Below are 22,088 nucleotides of genomic sequence, written 5' to 3'. Positions count from 1 at the left end.
GTGGAGTGGCCCGGCTCATCCCTGAATTCTGTGAGGCACGACGTGGACATCAACCCGAAGGAAATCGAACAGGTGGTCAAGGCGGTGCTCGCCTCGATAGGGGCGACCTCCACGGCCGCTGTCGCATCGCCGGGCGCGACCTGCGCCCCCGGCGTGTTCGTCGAACTGGACGCCGCCGTGGCCGCCGCCGCGCAGGCGCAGAAGGCATTGCGCTCGGTGGCCATGCGCGACCGGGCCATCGCCGCCATCCGCGCCGCCGGCGAGCGCCACGCCCAGGAACTGGCGGAGCTGGCGGTGGAGGAAACCGGCATGGGCCGGGTGGCCGACAAGACCGCCAAGAACATCGCCCAGGCCCGCCACACCCCCGGCAGCGAATGCCTGCAGGCGCAGGTGCTCAGCGGCGACCGCGGGCTGACGCTGATCGAGAACGCGGCCTGGGGCGTGATCGCCTCGGTGACGCCCTCGACCAACCCGGCAGCCACCGTCATCAACAACGCCATCAGCATGATCGCCGCCGGCAACAGCGTGGTGTTCGCCCCGCACCCGGCGGCCAAGCGGGTGTCGCAGCGCACCGTCAGCCTGCTCAACGAGGCCATGGTCGAAGCCGGCGCGCCGGCCAACCTGATCACCACCGTGCAGCGCCCGGACATCGAGACCGCCCAGCGGCTGTTCCGCTACCCGGGCATCGGCCTGCTGGTGGTGACCGGCGGCGAGGCGGTGGTGGAAGCCGCGCGCAAGCACACCGACAAGCGCCTGATCGCCGCCGGCGCCGGCAACCCGCCGGTGGTGGTGGACGAGACCGCCGACCTGGCCCGCGCCGCGCGCGACATCGTGTTCGGCGCCTCGTTCGACAACAACATCATCTGCGCCGACGAGAAGGTGCTGATCGTGGTCGACAGCGTGGCCGACGCCCTCAAGGCCGAGATGCTCAAGCACCAGGTCGTGGAGCTGAGCGCCGCCCAGGGCCAGCAACTGCTGCCCTTGCTTTTGCCGAAGGTCGACGAGCAGGGGCGCGGCAGCGTCTCGCGCGACTGGGTCGGCCGCGACGCGGCGAAGATCGCCGCCGCCATCGGCCTGCAGGTGCCGGAGCAGACGCGCCTGCTGCTGCTGGAAACCGCCGCCGACCACCCCTTCGCCATCACCGAGATGATGATGCCGGTGCTGCCGATGGTGCGCGTGGCCAACGTCGACCAGGCCATCGCCCTGGCCGTGAAGCTGGAGGGCGGCTGCCACCACACGGCGGCCATGCACTCGCGCAACCTCGACCACCTGGATCGCATGGCCAACGCCATGGACACCAGCATCTTCGTCAAGAACGGGCCGTGCCTGGCCGGCCTGGGCTTCGGCGGCGAGGGCTGGACCACCATGACCATCACCACGCCGACCGGCGAGGGCGTGACCTCGGCGCGCACCTTCGTGCGCCTGCGCCGCTGCGTCATGGTCGACCACCTGCGGATCGTCTGAGGCGGCCATGCAACGCGATCTCGAAAACTGGCTGTTGCCGCGCCTGGAACGCGCCGCCTACTGCCTGGCGCACCCCGTCGCGCAACCGGGCGACCGCGGACCGCTGAGCCTGGGCATCGACCTGGGCACCAGCGCCGTGGTCTCGGTGGTGCTCGACGCCCAGGCGCTGCCGGTGGCGGTGCGCCTGGACTGGGCCGACGTGGTGCGCGACGGCGTGGTCTGGGACTTCTTCGGCGCGGTGAAGCTGGTGCGCAGCCAGGTGGAAAGCCTGGAGCGGCAACTGGGCGTGTGCTTCCAGCGCGCCGCGACCTCGTACCCGCCGGGCACCGAACCGGGCATTTCCACTCACGTGCTGGAGGCCGTCGACCTGGAGGTTTCCCACGTGATCGACGAGCCCTCGGCGGTGGCGCGGATGCTGCGCCTGGACCGCGCCGCGGTGGTGGACATCGGTGGCGGCACCACCGGCGTCGCCGTGGTGCACGACGGCGAAGTGACCTATTCCGCCGACGAACCCACCGGCGGGCATCACGTCAGCCTGGTGCTGGCCGGCCACCTCGGCGTGTCGCTGGAGATGGCCGAACGGCGCAAGCGCGAGGAGGGCCAGATCCTGTGGCCGCTGGTGCGCCCGGTGTTCGAAAAGATGGCCGACATCGTCCACACGCACCTGCAAGGCCAGGACGTGGACGCCATCTACCTGTCCGGCGGCTCCTGCACCCTGCCCGGCGTACAGCCGCTGTTCGCCGCGGCCTTCCCCGCGCAGCGGGTGATCCTGCCCGCGCCGCCGCTGTTCACCACGCCGCTGGCCATCGCCGCCTGCGGCCTGCAAGCCGAGGAGGAACGCTGACATGCACGAGCAGGACGTCGGCCGGGTGATCTATCGCGCCCTGGATATGCTCAACGCCCGCGCGGTGCGCGAATTCCGCGTGCCGCCCAGCACCTACATCGGCCCCGGCGCCACCGTGCGCGCCGGCGAGGCCTGCGCGGCGCTGGGCATCCGCCGGCTGTTCGTAATGGTCGACGGCCGCCTGCACGAACAGGCGCTGGACCAGGGCCTGCTGCGCTCGCTGGACGACGCCGGGCTGGGCTGCGAATGCCTGGTCTACGCCGGCGGCGAGCCGCACAGCGAAGTGGTGGAGGCCGCCGGCCGGCAACTGCTGGCCGCCGACTGCGACGGCGTGCTGGCCTTCGGCGGCGGCTCGGTGCTCGACGCGGCCAAGGCCACCGCGCTGCTGGCGGCCAACCCGGAACGCCGGGTGAGCGAGCTTGGCGACGGCCCGGCGCTGCGCCGGCGCGTGCCGCTGATCGCCGTGCCGACCACCGCCGGCACCGGCTCCGAGGCCACCAACGTGGCGGTGATCACCGACAGCCAGCGGCACCTGAAGCAGGTGCTGGTGCACACCGACCTGATTCCCGACCTGGCGATCATCGACGCCTGCCTGACCCTCGGAGTGCCGCCGGCGGTGACCGCCGCCACCGGCATCGACGCGCTGACCCACGCCATCGAAGCCTACGTCGCGCCGAGCGCCACGCCGCTGACCCAGGGCCTGGCCCTGCGCGCCGTGGCGCTGATCGGCGAGGCCCTGCCGCTGGCGGTGGGGCAGGGCGGCAACGTCGGCGCCCGCGAGTCGATGATGCTCGCCTCGTACATGGCCGGCATGGCCTTTTCCAATTCCGGCCTGGGCCTGTGCCACGCCACCGCGCACCCCCTCGGCGCGCGCTACGGCATTCCCCACGGCCAGGCCAACGCCCTGATGCTGCCGGCGGTGATGCGCTTCAACCAGCTGGTGTGCAAGCGCGCCTACGCCGACATCGGCCATGCCCTCAGCCGCGAAAGCCTGGATGCCGAACGCAGCATCGCCGCGGTGCAGCGCCTGATCGACGAAGTCGGCGCCGCCGGCCGCGACCTGCAGGCCCACGGCGTGCGCCGCGAGGACTTCGCTGCGCTGGCCGAGGTGGCCCTGCAGGACATCTGCCTGGCCGGCAACCCGCGCAGCGCCTGCGCGCAACAGATCGTCGCGATCTACCAGGACGCCTGGCAGCGCCGAGGCGCCTGCCAGCAAGGAAACAATTCTGTTCAGGAGCAGTTGTCATGAGCATCAACGAAATCATCCTGTACGTGATGATGGTCTTCCTGCTGATCGGGGCGGTGGACCGGGTATTCAGCCAGTTCGGCGGCTCCGAGAAGGTCCTCGGCCATCTCGGCCTGGGCTGGCTCGGGCGCGGCATCGGCGGCTCCGGCGGGCAGTTCGAAGAAGGCTTCATGGCCATGGGCGCGCTGGGCCTGGCCATGGTCGGCATCACCGCCCTGGCGCCGGTGCTGGCCAACCTGCTGGGGCCGCTGGTGATCCCCCTGTACGAGAGCGTCGGGGCGAGCCCGGCAATGTTCGCCGGCACCCTGCTGGCCAACGACATGGGCGCCTTCTCCCTGGCCAAGGAGCTGGCCGGCGGCGACACCGCCGCCTGGCTGTACTCGGGGCTGATCCTCGGCGCCATGATGGGCCCGACCCTGGTGTTCATCATTCCGGTGGCGCTGGGCATCATCGACCCCGCCGACCGCCGCTACCTGGCCCTGGGCACCCTGGCCGGGATCGTCACCGTGCCCCTGGGCTGCATCGCCGGCGGGCTGGTGGCGATGTACTCGGGCATCGAGGTCAACGGCGAGCCGGTGAGCTTCTCGCTGGCGATGATCCTCATCAACATGATCCCGGTGCTGGTGGTCGCGGCGCTGATCGCCCTGGGCCTGAAGTTCTGCCCGGAGAAGATCATCGCCGGCTTCGAGGTGTTCGCCAAACTGCTGGTGGGGCTGATCACCCTCGGCCTGGCCGCCGCGGTGGTGGAGTTCACCGTGGGCTGGACGCTGATCCCGGGGCTGGACCCGATATTCATGAGCGAAGGCGACGAGCCCGGCGCGGTGATGCGCGCCATGGAAGTGATCGGCTCGATCGCCTGCGTGCTGCTCGGCGCCTACCCCATGGTGCTGCTGCTGACGCGCTGGTTCGGCACCCCGCTGATGAAAGTCGGCGGCCTGCTGGGCATGAACAAGGACGCCGCCGCCGGCATGGTGGCGACTCTGGCCAACGTGATCCCGATGTTCGGCATGTTCGGCAAGATGGATGCGCGCGGCAAGATCATCAACTGCGCCTTCGCCGTGTCCGCCGGCTTCGCCCTGGGCGACCACCTCGGCTTCACCGCGGCGAACATGTCCGCGATGATCTTCCCGATGCTGGTGGGCAAGCTGTTCGGCGGCATCACCGCGGTGGCCGTGGCCATGCTCATCGCGCCCAGGTCCGAAGCCCAGCCCGAGCCGGTGGCGTTGCCCGACGCCGACCTGCAGCGGGCCGAGTAGGGCGCGGCCATGAGCAGGCGCGAGCTGCGCAGCGTCGGCATCGACGTCGGCACCACCACCACCCAGGTGATCTTCTCGCGCCTGGTGCTGGTCAACCGTGCCTCGCTGTCCCAGGTGCCGCACTACGAGTTCGCCGCGCGGGAGGTCACCTACGTCAGCCCGGTGGCCTTCACCCCGATCGACTTCGAGGGCCGCCTGCGCGAGGACGAGCTGCTCGCCTTCATCCTCGAACAGTACCGCGCCGCGGGCCTGGAGCCCGCGCAGGTGGAGTCCGGCGCCATCATCATCACCGGCGAGACCTCCAAGGCGCGCAACGCCCGCCCGGCGGTGCTGCGCTTGGCCGAGCGGCTGGGCGACTTCGTGGTCGCCAGCGCCGGGCCGCACCTGGAATCGGTGATCGCCGGGCGCGGCGCCGGCGCGGCGGAGTTGTCCGCCGCCTGCGCCGGGCGGGTGCTGAACATCGACATCGGCGGCGGCACCGCCAACTACGTGCTGTTCGAGGCCGGCCGGGTGATCGGCTCGGCCTGCCTGAACGTCGGCGGGCGCCTGGTGGAAACCGACAGCCGCGGCGCGCTGCTGCGCCTGCACGGGCCGGCGCGGGCGATCTGCCGCGAGCTGTTCGGTGGCGAGCCGCAGGCGCTGTCCAGCGAGCAACTGCGCACGGTGGCGCGGCGCATGGCGGCGCTGCTCTACGAAGTGATCGACGGCGCGCTTTCGCCGCTGGCCCGGGAACTGTTGATGACCGAGCCGCTGCCGGCGGCGGGCCGGCTGCAGGCGCTGACCCTCTCCGGCGGCGTCGGCGAATGCTTCTACCACGGCGCGGAGCAGGCGCCGTTCCGCTACGGCGACATCGGCCCGCTGCTGGCCGCGGCGCTGCACGAGGACCCCGGCTTCCGGCGCCTGCCGCTGGCCGAGCCGAAGCAGACCGTGCGCGCCACGGTGATCGGCGCCGGCGCCCACAGCCTGTCGCTGTCCGGCAGCACCATCTGGCTGCGCGAAATGCAGCTGCCGATGCGCAACGTGCCGGTGGTGCCCTGCGCGACCGACTGGGCCGCCGGCCAGGGCGCGGGCCTCGCCGACGGCTGGCGGCAGAACCTGCTGCGCATGGACCTGCGCGCCGACGAAGACCTCTACGCCCTGGCCCTGCCGGCGGACCTGCCGGTGGCCTACCGGGCCATCCAGCGCTGCGTGGAAGAACTCGCCGGCTTCCAGCGCCATGAATCCCAAGCCCATCCGTTGCTGGTGGTGGCCGCCCAGGACCTCGGCAAGGTCCTCGGCATGCTCCTGCAGCCGCGCCTGGCTGGCCGCGCCCTGGCGGTCATCGACGAGGTGGCGACCAGCGATGGCGACTACATCGATATCGGCAGCCCGTTGTTCGACGGCGAGATCCTTCCGGTCACCGTCAAGTCACTGGCTTTCCCTTCCTGAGGTGGTGTGATGAAACTCAAGACCCAGTTGTTCGGCAAGACCTATCAGTTCAAGGACGTCAAGGAGGTCCTGGCCAAGGCCAACGAGCCGCGCTCGGGCGACGTGCTCGCCGGCGTGGCGGCGGGCACCGCCCAGGAGCGGGTGGCGGCCAAGCAGGTGCTGTCGGAGCTGACGGTGGCCGACGTGCGCATGAACCCGGTGATCCCCTACGAGGAGGACAGCGTCACCCGGCTGATCCAGGACGGCATCAACGAGAGCGCCTACGCGCGCATCGCCCAGTGGCGCATCGGCGAGCTGCGCGAATACATCCTCGCCGACGACACCGGCGCCGACGACATCGCCTTCCTGCGCAAGGGCCTGAGTTCCGAGGTGGTGGCGGCGGTGGCGAAGATCTGCTCCAACGCCGACCTGATCTACGCCGCCAAGCGCATGCCGGTGGTGAAGAAGGCCAACAACACCATGGGCCTGCCCGGGCGCTTCAGCGCGCGCCTGCAGCCCAACGACACCCGCGACGACGTGCAGAGCATCGCCGCGCAGATGTACGAGGGCCTGTCCTACGGCATCGGCGACGCGGTGATCGGCGTCAACCCGGTGACCGACAACGTCGAGAACCTCACCCGCGTGCTGCACACCGTGTACGAGGCCATCGACAAGTTCGCCATCCCCACCCAGGGCTGCGTGCTGGCCCACGTCACCACGCAGATGGAGGCGATCCGCCGCGGCGCGCCGGGCGGGCTGATCTTCCAGAGCATCTGCGGCAGCGAGAAGGGCCTGCGCGAGTTCGGCGTGGAGCTGGAAATGCTCGAGGAGGCGCGCGCGGTGGGCGCCGAGTACAACCGCATCGCCGGGCCCAACTGCCTGTACTTCGAGACCGGCCAGGGCTCGGCGCTGTCCGCCGGCGCCCACTACGGCGCCGACCAGTTGACCATGGAAGCGCGCAACTACGGCCTGGCCCGGCACTTCGACCCCTTCATGGTCAACACCGTGGTCGGCTTCATCGGCCCGGAGTACCTGTACAACGACCGCCAGATCATCCGCGCCGGCCTGGAAGACCACTTCATGGGCAAGCTCAGCGGCATCTCCATGGGCTGCGACTGCTGCTACACCAACCACGCCGACGCCGACCAGAACTCCAACGAGAACCTGATGATCCTGCTCGCCACCGCCGGCTGCAACTTCATCATCGGCATGCCGATGGGCGACGACATCATGCTCAATTACCAGACCAACGCCTTCCACGACACCGCCACCATCCGCCAGCTGCTGGGCCTGCGCCCGGCGCCGGAGTTCGAGCGCTGGCTCGAACGCATGGGCCTGATGAGCGACGGCCGGCTGACCGCCCGCGCCGGCGATCCATCCATTTTCTTCTGAGGGAAGCGACATGCATCAGCAGCAGATCGAGGACATCGTCCGTTCGGTATTGAATGAACTCCAGGCCCGCCCCGCGCCGGCGGCGCCTGGCGTTCCGGCAGCGGCGCCGAGCGCCGTGGAAGAGGGCCTGTGCGCCTGGGACCTGGGCTCGGAACAGGCCCGCCAGTGGATCGGCGTCCAGGCCCCGCAGCGCCCCGAGGTGCTGGAGGAATTCCGCAAGGCCACCGCCGCGCGGGTGTGCCTGGGCCGCGCCGGCGTGCGCCCGCGCACCCAGGCGTTGCTGCGCTTCCTCGCCGACCACTCGCGCTCCAAGGACACCGTGCTCAAGGAGGTGCCCGCCGAGTGGGTGGCCCAGCAGGGCCTGCTGGAAGTGCAGTCGGAAATCGACACCAAGGACCAGTACCTGACCCGCCCGGACATGGGCCGCCGCCTCAGCGAAAAGGCGGTGGCGACCCTGCTCGCCGAGTGCAAGAAGAACCCGCAGGTGCAGGTGGTGATCTCCGACGGCCTGTCCACCGACGCGGTGACGGTGAACTTCCAGGAAATCCTCCCGCCGCTGCTGGAGGGCCTGAAGAACGCCGGGCTGGACGTCGGCACGCCGTTCTTCGTGCGCTACGGGCGGGTCAAGGTCGAGGACCAGATCGGCGAACTGCTCGGCGCCCAGGTGGTGATCCTGCTGGTGGGCGAGCGCCCCGGCCTGGGCCAGTCCGAGAGCCTGTCCTGCTACGCGGTGTACAAGCCGACCCTGGCCGGCACAGTGGAGGCCGACCGCACCTGCATCTCGAACATCCACCGCGGCGGCACGCCACCGGTGGAAGCGGCGGCGGTGATCGTCGACCTGGCCCGGCGGATGCTGGAGAAACAGGCCTCCGGCATCGCCCTGAACCGCTGAGCCCATTGCTGAGGAGCAACCCGACATGAGCATTCTCGATCCGATCAAACCGAGCGTCACGGCCATGCGCCTGATCGCCTCGTTGCAGGAAGACTTCCGCCGCGAGCTGAAGGTGGGCGAGCACATCCGCAGCCTCGGGCTGATCAGCGTCGACTCCGACGACGTCGCCTACATCGCCGCCGACGAGGCCACCAAGCAGGCCCAGGTGGAAGTGGTGTACGGCCGCTCGCTGTACGCCGGGGCGGCCAACGGGCCTTCGTCCACCGCCGGCGAGGTGCTGATCATGCTCGGCGGCCCCAACCCCGCCGAGGTGCGCGCCGGGCTCGACGCCATGAACGAGGTGATCGAGGCCGGCCCGAGCTTCCGTTGGGCCGACGACGCCCACAGCGTGGCCTTCCTCGCTCACGTGGTATCGCGCACCGGCAGCTACCTGTCGGCCGGCGCCGGCATCGCCCTGGGCGACCCCATCGCCTACCTGGTGGCGCCGCCGCTGGAGGCCACCTACGGCATCGACGCCGCGCTCAAGGCCGCCGACGTGCAACTGGTGACCTACGTGCCGCCGCCCTCGGAAACCAACTACTCGGCGGCCTTCCTCGCCGGCAGCCAGGCGGCCTGCCGCGCCGCCTGCAACGCCTTCTCCGAGGCGGTGCTGGAGATCGCCCGCAACCCCATCCAGCGGGCCTGAGGAGGTGAGCGCCATGATCGATGCCCTGGGCCTGCTGGAAGTCAGGGGCCTGGCCTGCGGCATAGAGGCCGCCGACGCCATGCTCAAGGCGGCGTCGGTGCGCCTGCTGCGCCAGGCCGTGACCAACCCGGCGCTGGTCACCCTGGTGGTGGAGGGCGACCTGGCCGCCTGCCGCGCCGCGCTGGACGCCGGCGCGGCGCTGGCCACCCGGCGCGGCTGCCTGGTCGGCCGCAAGGAGATCGGCCGCCCGGAAGACGACACCGCCTACCTGCTGGGCAGTCTGCTGGACGCCGGGCAAGGCCCGGCCCCGGCGCCGGCCCCGCAGGAGGCGCTGCTCGGCCTGCTCGCCCGGCGCAAGCACGGTTACAGCGCCAGCGAGGTGGCGGCGGCCTTCGACATCCCGGTGGCCCAGGCCCGGGCCTGGCTGGAAGGCCTCTTCGCCCAGGGCCGGCTGCGCCGCCGCAGTAGCCGTTACCGCCTGCCGGGAGGGGCGCCGCGATGATCGCCGTCGAGGCCCTGGACGCCGGGGAAATCCGCCGCCGGGTGTTCGCCGCCGGCGTGGTGGGGGCGGGCGGCGCGGGCTTCCCGACCCACGTCAAGCTCAAGGCCGAGGCGGAGATCTACCTGGTCAACGGCGCCGAGTGCGAGCCCCTGCTCAAGGTCGACCAGCAGCTCGCCGTGGAACAGGCCGAATGGCTGCTCAAGGGCCTGCTCCACGGCATGGCCGCCACCGGCGCGAAGGAAGGCATCATCGCCCTCAAGGCCAAGTACCGCGCTGCCATCGAGCGCCTGCAGCCGCTGCTGCCCGAGCGCGTGCGCCTGCACATACTGCCGGACGTCTACCCGGCCGGCGACGAGGTCATCACCATCTGGCTGGCCACCGGCCGGCGCGTGCCGCCGGCGGCGTTGCCGCTGGCCATCGGCGTGGTGGTGAGCAACGTGCAGACGCTGATCAACGTCGGCCGCGCGGTGGAGCTGCAACTGCCGGTGACCCACCGCACCCTGACCGTGAACGGCGCGGTGCGCCAGCCGCTGACCCTCAGCCTGCCGCTGGGCACGCCGCTGCGCGAGGCCCTGGCCCTGGCCGGCGGCAGCACCCTGGAACGCCCGGCCTTCATCAACGGCGGGCCGATGATGGGGCGCCTGCTGGACGACCTCGGCGAACCGGTCAGCAAGACCACCGGCGGCCTGCTGGTGCTGCCGGACGACCACCTGCTGGTGCGCCGCCGCCGGCAGAGCATGGACTCGGTGCTGGCCATGGCCCGCTCGGTGTGCGAGCAGTGCACGCTGTGCACCGAGCTGTGCCCGCGGCACATGATCGGCCACGAGCTGCCGCCGCACCTGATCGTGCGCGCCACCAACTACCAGCACGTCGCCCAGCCCAGCGTGCTGCTGTCGGCGCTGACCTGCTCCGAATGCGGCATCTGCGAGGCCTACGCCTGTCCGGTGGAAATCTCGCCGATGCGCCTGAACCAGGCGCTCAAGGCCCGCCTGCGCGAAGAGGGCGCCCGCTACCAGGGCGAACTGCGCGGCGCCGACCCCATGGCCGAATACCGCCTGCTGCCGGTCAGCCGCCTGGTCTCGCGCCTGGAGTTGCAGGCCTATAACCACAAGGCGCCATTGCTGGCGCAGGAACATCACCCCGCCGAAGTGCGCCTGGCGCTGCGCCAGCACATCGGCGTGGCCGCCCGGCCCTGCGTCGCCGTGGGCCAGCAGGTGGCGCTGGGCGAATGCATCGCCGAAGCGCCCGAAGGACAACTCGGCGTGCCGCTGCACGCCAGCATCGCCGGCCGCGTGGCGGAGGTCGGCGACAGCCACGTCCGCCTCGTCGCCAACCCGCCAGGAGAAGCCTGATGCACCACGCCATAGGTTTGATCGAACTGACCAGCATCGCCCGCGGCGTGCAGCTCGCCGACCTGATGCTGAAGAGCGCCGACGTGCAGTTGCTGGCGGCCAAGACCATCTGCCCCGGCAAGTACATCGCCATGGTCGGCGGCGAGGTCGCCGCGGTGCGCCAGGCGGTGCAGGTCGGCGCGGCCGAGGGCGGGCAGATGCTGGTGGACCAGTTCGTCCTGGCGAACATCCACGAGTCGGTGCTGCCGGCCATCAGCGGCGTCAACCCGGTGGAGCGGCCGCGCGCGCTGGGGGTGGTGGAAACCTTCAGCGTGGCGGCCTGCATCGAGGCCGCCGACGCCGCGGTGAAGGCGGCCAACGTCACCCTGGTGCGCGTGCACATGGCCTTCGGCATCGGCGGCAAGTGCTACCTGGTGCTGACCGGCGAGGTCGCCGACGTGGAGGCGGCGGTGCGGGTGGCCTGCGCCAGCGCCGGGGAAAAGGGGCTGCTGGTCCACGGCATGACCGTGCCCAGGCCGCACCTTGACCTGTGGCAACACCTGCTCTGAGCAATCCTCCACAGTGTGAGGTAGCCATAGAGCACCCACTTGACCGTGCCTTGCATGACGAAACCCGACCCGCTCGCGCGGGTCCCTGAAGTTATCGGGCAAGACGTCATGTCGGACAAGAAAAGCGCAATCGATCTGCATCACCTCTGGGCGTGCGACGACACGCCGGGCAGGCTGGACGAACCCCTGGGCCACTGCGACGGCGTGCGCCGGCGGCAGACCCGCGACGTCTACGCCCACGCCTGCAACATCACCGCCTGGCAGCAACTCTACGACCAGCTCGACCCCGGGCCCTTCCGCGGCGAGCTGACCGAGGTCTGGCTCGACGGCCTGCAGTTCTTCCGCGAATACACCAGCCACGCGCTGCACCAGTCCTGCATGGTCTGGCCCGGCGCCTTCTGGTTCGGCATCCCCTACGGCGACAAGGACGTCGGCTACATCGGCCGCGACTGCATCGACGCCCAGGCCATCGCCGTGCGCCCGGGCGGCCGCGAGTTCGAGCTGAGCACCCCGGACGACTACAACATCCTCGGCCTGGTGGTGGAGCGCGAGGCGTTGCTGGAGCACCTGGAGCTGGAGGAACTGCGCCACCTCGGCCTGCTGCTGGATGAGTCGCGCCTGCTGCAGGTCGAGCCCGGCGCCCGGCGGCGCCTGTGCGACTTCATGCGCGCCGCGCTGGCGCTGGCCCAGGTCGAGCCGCTGAGCCTGCGCGAGCCCGCGGTGGCGCGGCAGCTGAACCACGACCTGCTGCTCTGCCTGCTGGACCTGTTGCAGGGCGCAGAACCTGCGCGCCACGCCTGCTCCCGCACCCTGCTGCGCAAGCACTGGGTGGTCGCCCGGGCGCGCGAATACGTGCTGGACAACCCCAGCCGACCGGTGAGCGCGCTGGAGCTCTGCCGGCTCCTGCACGTCAGCCAGCGCACGTTGCGCAACTGCTTCCTGGACGTGCTCGGGCGCAGCCCCATCCACTACCTCAAGGCCGTGCGCCTGAACGCCGTGCACCGCGAGCTGGGCAGCCCCCACTCGCCCTACGCGACCGTGCAGGACGCCGCCATGGCCTGGGGCTTCTGGCACATGGGGCAGTTCGGGCGCGACTACCAGCGGCTCTTCGGCGAGCGGCCCTCGGCCACCCTGGCCAACCGCGAACGCCTGAGCGCGGCCTGGTAGGCCGCACCTCTTCTCCCCGGCGCGCCCGCGCCCGGCCCTTCGCGGTCCGGGGCGGCGCGGCGCGCCGGGCTCTCCCTTGTCCTGCAGGAAACCCTTCCATGTCCGACCGAAGCATCCTCGTCATCAACTGCGGCAGTTCGTCGATCAAGTTCGCCCTGGTCGACGAAAGCGCCCCCGAGTTCCGCGCCAGCGGCATCGTCGAATGCCTGGGCACGCCCCAGGCCAGCCTGCGCATCGTCGACGCCGGCGGCCGCGTCGACCTCGCCCTGCCGAACGCCGACCACCGCCAGGCCCTGGCGCGCCTGCTGCCGCTGGTGCAGGTAGCCGCCGAAGGGCGCCTGCAAGGCATCGGCCACCGCGTGGTGCATGGCGGCGAGCACTTCAGCCAGGCCTGCCGCATCGACCCGCAGGTCATGCAGAACATCCGCGACACCGTCGCCCTGGCGCCGCTGCACAACCCCGGCGCCCTGGCCGGCATCGAGGCCGCCCTGGCGCTGTACCCGCAACTGCCGCAGGTGGCGGTGTTCGACACCGCCTTCCACCAGAGCCTGCCCGAGCACGCCTACCGCTACGCTCTGCCGGAAAGGCTGTACCGGCATTTCGGCGTGCGCCGCTACGGCTTCCACGGCACCAGCCACCGCTACGTCAGCCAGTGCGCCGCCACCCTGTGCGGCCTGCCGCCGGAGGACAGCTGCTGGCTGTCGGCGCACCTGGGCAACGGCTGCTCCACCTGCGCCATCGTCAACGGCCGCAGCCGCGACACCAGCATGGGCATGACGCCGCTGGAGGGCCTGGTGATGGGCACGCGCAGCGGCGACGTCGACCCCAACCTGCACGGCCACCTGATCCGCAGCCTGGGCTGGACCATCGAGGAAGTCGACAGGATGCTCAACGAAGACAGCGGCCTGCTCGGCCTGTCGGGCTTGTCCAACGACATGCGCACCCTGGAACAGGCGCGCGCCCGGGGCCACGCGGGCGCGGCCCTGGCCATCGAGGTGTTCTGCTACCGCCTGGCCAAGTCCCTGGCGGCGATGGGCTGCGCCATGCCGCGCATCGACGGCCTGGTGTTCACCGGGGGGATCGGCGAGAACTCGGTGTTGGTGCGTGCCAGGACCCTGGCCCACCTGGGGTTCCTCGGCTTCGCCGTCGACGAGGCGGCCAACGCGGCCTGCGTGGGCGGCCGCTGCCGGGAAATCCACCAGCCCGGCTCGCCGCGGGTGCTGGTGGTGCCCACCGCCGAGGAACGGATGATCGCCCTGGACACGCTGGCGCTGCTGGGCTGACGCCGCGCGCCGGGGCTCAGGCCTCGGGCGCGGAGGTGGCCAGCAGGGCCAGGCGCTCGGCGATGGCGCGCTCGATGCCGGCGGCGTCCAGGCCGCATTCGGCGAGCATCTGCGCCGGCTTGGCGTGCTCCACGTAGTAGTCCGGCAGGCCCAGGTGCAGCAGCGGCTGCTGGCGGTTCTCGCGGGCGAGGAACTCACCGACCGCGGCGCCGGCGCCGCCCATCACGGCGTTTTCTTCGATTGTCACCAGCAGTTCGTGGCTGTCGGCCAGCTCACGCACCAGGGCCTCGTCCAGCGGTTTGACGAAGCGCATGTCGGCCACCGTGGCGTCGAAGCGCTCGGCCACCTGCAGGGCCTCGGCCAGCTGCACGCCGAAGGCCAGGATGGCGACCTTGCCGGCCTTGCCCTGGCGGCGCAGCACGCCCTTGCCGATCTCCACCGGCGCAAGCGTCGGGTCGATCGGGGTGTTCGGCCCGCTGCCGCGCGGGTAGCGCACCGCCGCCGGGCCCTGGAACAGGTAGCCGGTGGTCAGCAGCTTGCGCAGTTCGTCCTCGTCGCTGGGGGTCATCACCAGCATGCCGGGGATGCAGCGCAGGTAGGAAAGGTCGAAGCTGCCGGCGTGGGTCGGGCCGTCCTCGCCGACCAGGCCGGCGCGGTCGATGGCGAAGAGCACGTCGAGGTTCTGCACCGCGACATCGTGGATCAACTGGTCGTAGCCGCGTTGCAGGAAGGTGGAGTAGATCGCCACCACCGGCTTGATGCCGTCGCAGGCCATGCCGGCGGCGAGGGTCACGGCGTGCTGCTCGGCGATGGCGACGTCGAAGTAGCGCTCCGGGAAGCGCTCGGCGAAGGCCACCAGGTCAGAGCCTTCCTTCATCGCCGGGGTGATGCCGACCAGGCGCGGGTCCTGCGACGCCATGTCGCACAGCCACTGGCCGAAGACGTTGGAGTACTTCGGCCCGCCGGCCTTCTTCGGCGCAGCGCCGGCCGGCTCCAGCTTGGTGATGGCGTGGTAGCCGATGGGGTCGGCCTCGGCCGGGGCGAAGCCCTTGCCCTTCTTGGTCACCACGTGGAGGAACTGCGGGCCCTTGAGGTCGCGCATGTTGCGCAGGGTGGCGATCAGCGTGGGCAGGTCGTGGCCGTCGATGGGGCCGATATAGTTCCAGCCCAGTTCCTCGAAGAGGGTGCCGGGGACCAGCATGCCCTTGGCGTATTCCTCGGTGCGGCGGGCGATCTCCCAGGCGCCGGGCAGGCGCGAGAGTACCTTCTTGCTGCCCTCGCGCATGCTGCTGTAGGTGCGGCTGGAGAGGATCTTGGCCAGGTAGTTGGACAGGCCGCCGACGTTGTGCGAGATCGACATGTCGTTGTCGTTGAGGATCACCAGCATGTCGGCCTGCACGTCGGAGGCGTGGTTCAGCGCCTCGAAGGCCATGCCGGCGGTCAGCGCGCCGTCGCCGATCACCGCCACCGACTTGCGCCCGGAGCCCTGCATGCGCGCGGCGATGGCCATGCCCAGCGCGGCGCTGATGGAGGTGCTGGAGTGGCCGACGCCGAAGGTGTCGTACTCGCTCTCCGAGCGCCGCGGGAAGGCGGCCAGGCCGTCCTTCTGGCGCAGGGTGCCCATGCGCTCGCGGCGGCCGGTGAGGATCTTGTGCGGGTAGGCCTGGTGGCCGACGTCCCACACCAGGCGGTCGTCCGGGGTGTCGAAGACGTAGTGCAGGGCGATGGTCAGCTCGATCACCCCCAGGCCGGCGCCGAAGTGGCCGCCGGTCTGGCCGACGCTGTAGAGCAGGTACTGGCGCAGTTCGTCGGCGAGGCTGACGAGCTCCGCCTCGCCCAGCCGGCGCAGCTCGACCGGCGTGTTGGCGCGGTCGAGCAGGGGGGTGGCGGGGCGCTCGCGGGGGATCTCGTGGAACGTCGTGGGCATCAGGCTGATCGTTATGAGAGGCAAAGATGCGGCAGTTTACCTGATGCTTCTGACAGGCCCAAGCAAGGTGGGGGTGCTGTTTGGTTGGGGGAGGGGGTGGTTTTGCCTGTGGGCCTTGGGCCAGAGCGCTTGGCCTTCCAAGGGGCGTTCCGGTGCGCGCGGATGTTTCTCTGGAAATCCATGCGGCGTTATGCGCCGAATCGCGGACGGAGTCCGCTCCTACGTCCGTGCTTCCCTGAACCGTAGGAGCAACTGTCTTGCGCCGAGGTGCTCTTCGTAGGATGGGTTGAGCTTGCGAAACCCATGCGGTTGCGCTGATGGGTATCGCTTCGCTCAACGCCATCCTACGAAAAGCCGTGCTTCCTGGAACCGTAGGAGCGGACTCACCGGCCACACCGGACATCCCGGTGCAATTGGCCTACGGCGCATAACCGCGGAACCTGCCGGCTGACGCTGTGTTATCCACCCACTCAGGACGGCCCCCTCTCCCTCTGGGAGAGGGCTGGGGTGAGGGTTGCGGACTTCGCCGACCCCTCGCCGCCTGGCCCGTACCGCCGACCCCTCAGCTACGCCGCTCGACGATATAGCGAGCCAGCTCCCGCAGCGGCTCGGCGCCCTCGCCAAAGCCTTCCAGGGCCGCCAGGGCCTGGTCGCGCAGGGCCAGGGCGTAGGCCTTGGCGGCTTCCAGGCCGAGCAGGGCGGGGTAGGTGGGTTTGTCGTGGGCCTGGTCCTTGCCCTGGGTCTTGCCCAGGGTAGCCGTGTCGCTTTCCACGTCGAGGATGTCGTCCTGCACCTGGAAGGCCAGGCCGATGGCTCCGGCGTAGCGGGCCAGGGCCTCCAGGCGTTCGGCGTCGGCCTGGCCGCTGGCCAGGGCGCCGAGGCGCACGCTGGCTTCGATCAGCGCGCCGGTCTTGTGCCGGTGCATGGTTTCCAGGGCCGCCTGGTCGATCCTGCGGCCCACCGCCTCGAGGTCGATGGCCTGGCCGCCGACCATGCCGGCGGAACCGGCGGCGTGGGCCAGGGCGGTGACCATGGCCAGGCGCGTCTCGGCGTCCTGCGGGTTCAGCCGGGCCTCGGCCAGCACTTCGAAGGCCAGCGCCTGCAGGCCGTCGCCGGCGAGGATGGCGCAGGCCTCGTCGAAGGCGATGTGGGTGGTCGGCTGGCCGCGGCGCAGGTCGTCGTCGTCCATCGCCGGCAGGTCGTCGTGGACCAGTGAGTAGGCGTGGATCAGCTCCACCGCGCAGGCCGCACCGTCGGCCCGGGCGGGGTCGCCGCCGAGGGCTTCGCAGGCGGCGTAGGCCAGCAGCGGGCGCACGCGCTTGCCGCCGTTGACCACGCTGTAGCGCATGGCCCGGTAGAGGCGCTGGAGGTCTTCGCGGGGCGGGGTGAACAGGGTTTCCAGGGCGGCGTCTACGCGCGCCTGGCAGCGCGCCTGGTAGGCTGCGATCATGTGTCTTCGCCTTCGCTGTCGAACGGCGCCTCGCTCAGCTCGCCGTCGCGCTCCAGCAGCACCTGCACCTTCTGCTCGGCTTGGCTCAGCGCCGCCTGGCATTCGCGGGTCAGGCGGATGCCCTGCTCGAAGGCGCCGAGCGAGTCCTCCAGGGACAGTTCACCGCTCTCCAGGCGTTCCACCAGGGTTTGCAGTTCGGCGAGGGACTGTTCGAAATCGACGGCTTTCTTGCGGGCCATGGGGACATCTCGGCGGGGTATTCGGAACCCGGCGACACTAGCAGAGACGGGCCTTGCGGGCAAATCCGCGGGCCTTGCCCGGCATCCCGGCGACGCGGGTTTCGCGCTAAGCTTGGGCCATGAACTACCTCGCCCATCTCCACCTCGGCGGTTCGCAGCCGGCGCAGTTGCTCGGCAGCCTCTACGGCGATTTCGTCAAGGGGCCGCTGGCCGGGCGCTGGCCGGCGGACATCGAGGCGGCCATCCGCCTGCACCGGCGCATCGATGCCTTCACTGACAGCCATCCCCTGGTCCTGGCGGCGAAGCTGCGCTTTCCCGCCGAGCGGCGGCGCCTGGCGGGCGTGCTGCTGGACGTGTTCTTCGACCATTGCCTGGCGCGGGACTGGGACACATTCAGCAACGAGCCGCTCAGCGAATTCACCCGCCGCGTCTATGGTGTACTGAACACCACCCCGCAGTTGCCCGAGCGCCTGGCGCGCATCGCCCCGCGCATGGCGGCGCAGGACTGGCTGGGCAGCTACCGCGAGTTCACGGTGCTGCAGGACGTGCTCGCCGGCATGGCCCGCCGGCTGTCGCGCCCGGGCCTGCTGGACGGCGCCTGGGAGGAACTGGCCGAGCGCTACCAGCCGCTGAGCGACGACTTCCGCGCGTTCTACCCGCAACTGCTGGCGCTGGCCGGGCGGCGCGACAATCTGCCTGGGGATCGCCCCCGGCTTGATATGCATCAAACGTAGGAAAGCCATGAAAGGATGCAATAGAACCCACGACGGAGAGGGAGGTGCAGCATGCTCAAATCATTGATGATCGCCACGGATTTGTCTTCGCGCTCGGAGAAGGCCCTGCAACGCGCCGGCGCCCTGGCCAAGCGCTTCGGCTGCCCGTGGACGGTGCTCTGCGTGGTGGACGAGGACCAGCCGGTGGCGCTGGTCGAGCAGGAGGCGACGCAGGTCCGGCTGCTGCTGGAGGCGCGCCTGGTCGAACTCACCGCCCTGGGCGGCGGTTGCCCGCGCATCCGCGTCGAGGTCGGCGACCCGAACCAGAAGATCGTCAGCTGCGCGCTGGAGGAGGACGTCGACCTGCTGGTGATGGGCTCGCACCGCAAGAGCGTGCTGCGCGACATCTTCGTCGGCACCACGGTGGAACGCGTGGTGCGCGCCGGCAAGCTGCCGGTGCTGATGGTCAACCAGCCGGCGGTCGGCGAATACCGCGACCTGCTGCTGGCGCTGGACACCTCGCCGGCCTCGGCCAACGCGGTGCGCGTCGCCGAGCGCCTGGGCCTGCTGCAGGGCGCGGTGCGCCGCGCCATCTATGCCTTCAGCCCGCTGGCCAAGGGCATGATGCAGTACTCCGGGGTCAGCGAGGAACGCATCGACGAGTTCGTCGGCACCGAGACGCGCCAGGCGGTGGACGAGTTCAAGGCGTTCCTCCGCGACCAGCAACTGGAACCCTGGATCGACGAGCAACTGGTCGCCGTCGGCCTGCCGGGCAACGTGCTGGAGCGCATGTCCGAAAAGCACCGGCCGGACCTGCTGGTGATGGGTACCCGGGGCATGGGTGGGATCAAGCGTGCCCTGATCGGCAGTGTTGCCGACTACGCCCTGCGCGAACTGGATTGCGACATCCTGGTCGTGCCGCCGGAAACCGGCGTGTAGGACGGCGCGGCGCAGGCCCTGCGCGCCGCTGGAGCGACGGCGCCCGCCAATGGCGGGCGCCGTGCTTTCCGGTTGGAGTTCAAGCCTGCGCCGCCGTCCGGGGCGGAACCTGCCAGCCGTGGCGCCCGGCAGGTTCGACTTTCTCTTTCAGGCTCTTTCAGGCGGCCAGCGCCTGGTCCCGAGCGACTTCCCCGTAGATCACCGTGCCGATGGCGGCGTGGGCCTGCTGCGCCAGCTGGGCGCGGTCGCGGCCCAGGCTGGGCAGCGGCGCGAGCAGGTGGATCTCCACGCAGCCGCGGTCGTTGCGCAGCAGCCGCAGCAGGTGGCTGAGCAGGTCGTCGTCGCCGATGAAGGGCGCCAGGTGGTCCGGCTCGCCGTCGCGCAGGTAGCGCAGGGCCACCGGCTGCAGCGGCACCCCGGCCTGGACGGCGCCGGCCAGCAGGCGCCCGTGGAAGTTGCGCAGGCCGCGGCCGTCGGTGGTGGTGCCTTCCGGGAAGATCAGCGTCGAGCGGCCCAGCTGCAGGGCCCCGGCGATCTGCTCGCCGAGGCGGCTGCCGTCGCCCGAGCCGCGGCGGATGAACAGGGTGCCGGCCTTTTCCGCCAGCCAGCCGGCCAGCGGCCACTGGCGCACCTCGGCCTTGGACAGGAAGGTCAGCGGGGCCAGGGCGCCGAGCAGCGGGATGTCGAGCCAGGACACGTGGTTGCTGACCCACAGCGCCGGGCCCTGGGGCAGCTCGCCGTAGACCTTCACCCGCAGCGGCAGGGCGCGGCGCAGGCGCGCCAGCCACCAGCGCGTCAGGCTCTGGCGCAGGGCGGTCCAGTCGTAGCCGGGCAGGCGTTCGAGCAGCGCCACCCCGGCGGCCAGCGCCAGGCCCAGGCCGATCACCGCCAGCAGGCGGGCGCTTCGCCAGGCGCCGCGCATCACACGGCCGCCTTGAAGTGGCGGGCGTAGCGCGGGCACAGCTCGTCGCGCTTGAGCAGGATGAACACGTCGGCGACCTGGAAGTCCGGGTCCCAGCAGGGCTCGCCGCAGATCTTCGCGCCCAGGCGCATGTAGGCCTTGAGCAGCGGCGGCAGCTCGGCGGTGAGGTTGTCCGGCAGTTCCTGCGCCGGCAGCGGCGTCTTCGGCTCGGCGCGCAGGTTCTCGCGGCACAGGTAGCGCTCGCGCAGGCGCTGCATCACCGCCAGGGCCTGGATGCCGCCGTCGCGCATGGGGATGCTGGCGCAGCCCATCAGGTAGCGGTAGCCGCCCTCGTTGAGCACCTCGGCCAGCTCGCCCCAGAGCACGGCGATGGTGGCGCCGTTGCGGTAGGCCGGGTCGACGCAGGTGCGGCCGATCTCCAGCACCGGGCCCTGCAGCTCGGCCAGGCCGTCGAGGTGGAATTCCTCTTCGCTGTAGAAGCGTCCCAGGCGCTCGGCGGCGCGGTGGTCGAGCAGGCGGGTGGTGGCCACCAGGGCGCCGCTGGCCAGGTCGCGCACGCCGATGTGCTGGCAGTGGCTGTCGTAGTCGTCCAGGTCCAGGCCGAGCTCGGCGCCTTTGAGGCGCGCCTCGAATTCGCTGCTGAAGACGCGGAAGCGCAGGGCCTGGGCTTCGCGCAGGGCGCGGGCGCCGCGCAGGCGCACGGCTTTCAGGCGGCGTTCTTCGCGCGGGGTGTCGCAGGCGTGGGCGGTCTGACTCATGCGGAGGCCTCCATGGGCCGGCCAGGCGGGTTGCGGCCGGTCGCCTTTGTTGTGCAAGCTCAGGCTAGGAAGCGGCGGTGTCACGCTTGTGACCCTGGCGTGATGCTTGTATGACAACACCACCCCCGATGAGGATCGCCCCATGCCCTGGAACCGCCTGCTCGGCCCCCTGGAGCCACTGCCCGCCGGCCTGGCGCTGGAGGACTGGTACGCCGAACTGCTGGCCTGCGCCGCAGGCGCCGGGCCGCTGGAGCTGGCGGTGCTCGCCGGGCGCCTGGCGGCCACCCCCGGCCTGGCCTTCCTCGGCGGCTACCAGGCGGCCCTGCGCGCCCTGTGGCCGGCGGCCCCGGTCGGGCTGGGCGCGCTCTGCGTCAGCGAGGGCAAGAGCCTGCGCCCGGCGGACCTGGCCACCCGCCTGGACGGCCTGACCCTGCATGGCCGCAAGGACTTCGCCACCGCCGCCGACAGCGCCGCCTGGTACCTGGTGGCCGCGCGCGACGAGCCGGACGGCGAGGCCCCGCGCCTGGCCATGACCGTGGTGCTGGCCGGAGCCCCCGGCGCGCGCCTGGAGCCGATGCCGGTCATGCCGCTGATCCCCGACATCCCCCACGCCCGGCTGATCCTCGAGGGCGCCCACTGCGAGCGCCTGCCGGGCGACGGCTGGGACGCCTACAGCAAGCCGTTCCGCGGCCTGGAAGACCTGCACGTGATGGCCGCGCTGCTGGCCTGGCTGTACGGCGTGGGCCTGGCCAGCCGCTGGCCGCGGGAATTGCCCCTGCGCCTGGCCGGGCTGCTGGCCGGCTGCGCCGAAGTGGCGCGGCACCCGGTGGGCGACACGGCGACGCACCTGCTGCTGGGCGGCCTGTTCGCCCAGTTCGACGCCCTGACCCCGGCGCTGGACGCCGCCATCGGCCAGGGCCCGGAGCATTGGGCGCAGCTGTGGAAGCGCGACCGCGCGGTGCTCGCCCTGGGCGGCAGCGCCCGCGCCAGGCGCCTGGACAAGGCCTGGGCGGCACTGGGGCTTGACCCAGGTCAGTGAGGCCGGCGCGCGCGCCTGGGTACCCTGCGCGACATTCCGCCGCCCCACCGGCATGACCCGCAG

The 22,088-nt window shown here is 71.1% G+C and carries 21 protein-coding genes; 16 read left to right on the top strand and 5 right to left on the bottom strand.

What is annotated here, in order from left to right; genetic code table 11:
• Window positions 1-42: 42 nt before the first annotated feature.
• The 13 genes from IG194_RS09785 to IG194_RS09725 all read left to right on the top strand — a co-directional run bounded on the left by IG194_RS09785 (window position 43) and on the right by IG194_RS09725 (window position 14,038).
• Complete coding sequence (locus IG194_RS09785) at window positions 43-1,464, top strand: aldehyde dehydrogenase family protein (RefSeq protein WP_198763844.1); 1,422 nt, start codon at window positions 43-45, stop codon at window positions 1,462-1,464.
• A gap of 7 nt (window positions 1,465-1,471) precedes the next feature.
• Window positions 1,472-2,308 (top strand): ethanolamine utilization protein EutJ, encoded by an 837-nt coding sequence (gene eutJ / locus IG194_RS09780; protein ID WP_009615705.1) that lies wholly within the window; start codon window positions 1,472-1,474, stop codon window positions 2,306-2,308.
• 1 nt (window position 2,309) lies between these two features.
• Window positions 2,310-3,557, top strand: coding sequence for an iron-containing alcohol dehydrogenase family protein (locus IG194_RS09775; protein WP_058487578.1), 1,248 nt, complete (start codon window positions 2,310-2,312; stop codon window positions 3,555-3,557).
• Window positions 3,554-4,810, top strand: a complete 1,257-nt coding sequence (gene eutH, locus IG194_RS09770) for an ethanolamine utilization protein EutH (RefSeq protein WP_058487577.1) — start codon at window positions 3,554-3,556, stop codon at window positions 4,808-4,810. Before IG194_RS09775 ends, eutH begins: the two co-directional genes overlap by 4 nt.
• A gap of 9 nt (window positions 4,811-4,819) precedes the next feature.
• On the top strand, window positions 4,820-6,238 hold the full coding sequence (locus IG194_RS09765) for an ethanolamine ammonia-lyase reactivating factor EutA (RefSeq protein ID WP_058487576.1): 1,419 nt from the start codon (window positions 4,820-4,822) through the stop codon (window positions 6,236-6,238).
• A 9-nt stretch (window positions 6,239-6,247) separates the two neighbouring features.
• Window positions 6,248-7,609: an ethanolamine ammonia-lyase subunit EutB gene (locus IG194_RS09760; RefSeq protein ID WP_043273343.1), complete on the top strand. Its 1,362-nt coding sequence runs from the start codon at window positions 6,248-6,250 to the stop codon at window positions 7,607-7,609.
• A gap of 10 nt (window positions 7,610-7,619) precedes the next feature.
• Window positions 7,620-8,501 carry an ethanolamine ammonia-lyase subunit EutC gene (eutC, locus tag IG194_RS09755; protein WP_058487575.1) on the top strand — a complete coding sequence of 294 codons (882 nt, stop codon included), beginning with the start codon at window positions 7,620-7,622 and terminating at the stop codon, window positions 8,499-8,501.
• 25 nt (window positions 8,502-8,526) lie between these two features.
• Window positions 8,527-9,186: an ethanolamine utilization microcompartment protein EutL gene (eutL, locus tag IG194_RS09750; RefSeq protein ID WP_009615714.1), complete on the top strand. Its 660-nt coding sequence runs from the start codon at window positions 8,527-8,529 to the stop codon at window positions 9,184-9,186.
• Between the two features lie 13 nt (window positions 9,187-9,199).
• The gene (locus IG194_RS09745) at window positions 9,200-9,688 is read left to right on the top strand and encodes a BMC domain-containing protein (protein ID WP_058487574.1); all 489 of its coding nucleotides are present in this window, start codon (window positions 9,200-9,202) and stop codon (window positions 9,686-9,688) included.
• Window positions 9,685-11,040, top strand: coding sequence for a 4Fe-4S dicluster domain-containing protein (locus tag IG194_RS09740; protein WP_058487573.1), 1,356 nt, complete (start codon window positions 9,685-9,687; stop codon window positions 11,038-11,040). The genes IG194_RS09745 and IG194_RS09740 overlap by 4 nt, the downstream gene beginning before the upstream one ends.
• Entirely contained in the window at window positions 11,040-11,588 is a 549-nt protein-coding gene (locus tag IG194_RS33285) for a BMC domain-containing protein (RefSeq protein ID WP_058487572.1), read from the top strand. Before IG194_RS09740 ends, IG194_RS33285 begins: the two co-directional genes overlap by 1 nt.
• 108 nt (window positions 11,589-11,696) lie before the next feature.
• Window positions 11,697-12,755 carry an HTH-type transcriptional regulator EutR gene (eutR, locus tag IG194_RS09730; protein WP_064987577.1) on the top strand — a complete coding sequence of 353 codons (1,059 nt, stop codon included), beginning with the start codon at window positions 11,697-11,699 and terminating at the stop codon, window positions 12,753-12,755.
• Between the two features lie 98 nt (window positions 12,756-12,853).
• Complete coding sequence (locus tag IG194_RS09725; protein ID WP_043273338.1) at window positions 12,854-14,038, top strand: acetate/propionate family kinase; 1,185 nt, start codon at window positions 12,854-12,856, stop codon at window positions 14,036-14,038.
• Window positions 14,039-14,054: 16 nt separating this feature from the next.
• Here IG194_RS09725 and dxs read toward each other — a convergent pair whose 3' ends face one another.
• The 3 genes from dxs to IG194_RS09710 all read right to left on the bottom strand — a co-directional run bounded on the left by dxs (window position 14,055) and on the right by IG194_RS09710 (window position 17,654).
• The gene (gene dxs, locus IG194_RS09720) at window positions 14,055-15,965 is read right to left on the bottom strand and encodes a 1-deoxy-D-xylulose-5-phosphate synthase (RefSeq protein ID WP_058487570.1); all 1,911 of its coding nucleotides are present in this window, start codon (window positions 15,963-15,965) and stop codon (window positions 14,055-14,057) included.
• 562 nt (window positions 15,966-16,527) lie between these two features.
• Window positions 16,528-17,415 (bottom strand): (2E,6E)-farnesyl diphosphate synthase, encoded by an 888-nt coding sequence (ispA, locus tag IG194_RS09715; protein WP_058487569.1) that lies wholly within the window; start codon window positions 17,413-17,415, stop codon window positions 16,528-16,530.
• Complete coding sequence (locus IG194_RS09710; RefSeq protein ID WP_058487568.1) at window positions 17,412-17,654, bottom strand: exodeoxyribonuclease VII small subunit; 243 nt, start codon at window positions 17,652-17,654, stop codon at window positions 17,412-17,414. The genes ispA and IG194_RS09710 overlap by 4 nt, the downstream gene beginning before the upstream one ends.
• 119 nt (window positions 17,655-17,773) lie before the next feature.
• Between IG194_RS09710 and IG194_RS09705 the strand changes: the two genes are divergently transcribed.
• Window positions 17,774-18,388 (top strand): ACP phosphodiesterase, encoded by a 615-nt coding sequence (locus IG194_RS09705; protein ID WP_058487567.1) that lies wholly within the window; start codon window positions 17,774-17,776, stop codon window positions 18,386-18,388.
• A gap of 51 nt (window positions 18,389-18,439) precedes the next feature.
• Window positions 18,440-19,306, top strand: a complete 867-nt coding sequence (locus tag IG194_RS09700; protein WP_009615728.1) for a universal stress protein — start codon at window positions 18,440-18,442, stop codon at window positions 19,304-19,306.
• Between the two features lie 157 nt (window positions 19,307-19,463).
• On the opposite strand, the gene IG194_RS09695 is transcribed toward IG194_RS09700, so the two are convergent.
• Window positions 19,464-20,228: a lysophospholipid acyltransferase family protein gene (locus IG194_RS09695; protein WP_058487565.1), complete on the bottom strand. Its 765-nt coding sequence runs from the start codon at window positions 20,226-20,228 to the stop codon at window positions 19,464-19,466.
• Window positions 20,228-20,986 carry an L-ornithine N(alpha)-acyltransferase gene (gene olsB, locus IG194_RS09690; RefSeq protein ID WP_058487564.1) on the bottom strand — a complete coding sequence of 253 codons (759 nt, stop codon included), beginning with the start codon at window positions 20,984-20,986 and terminating at the stop codon, window positions 20,228-20,230. The genes IG194_RS09695 and olsB overlap by 1 nt, the downstream gene beginning before the upstream one ends.
• A gap of 142 nt (window positions 20,987-21,128) precedes the next feature.
• Between olsB and IG194_RS09685 the strand changes: the two genes are divergently transcribed.
• The gene (locus IG194_RS09685; protein WP_058487563.1) at window positions 21,129-22,025 is read left to right on the top strand and encodes an acyl-CoA/acyl-ACP dehydrogenase; all 897 of its coding nucleotides are present in this window, start codon (window positions 21,129-21,131) and stop codon (window positions 22,023-22,025) included.
• Window positions 22,026-22,088 lie beyond the last annotated feature (63 nt).

The organism is Pseudomonas sp. ADPe (assembly GCF_014843515.1).
Lineage (GTDB): Bacteria > Pseudomonadota > Gammaproteobacteria > Pseudomonadales > Pseudomonadaceae > Pseudomonas > Pseudomonas citronellolis.
Note: the sequence above shows the minus strand (reverse complement) of the source record. Positions and strands in the feature narration are given on the sequence as shown.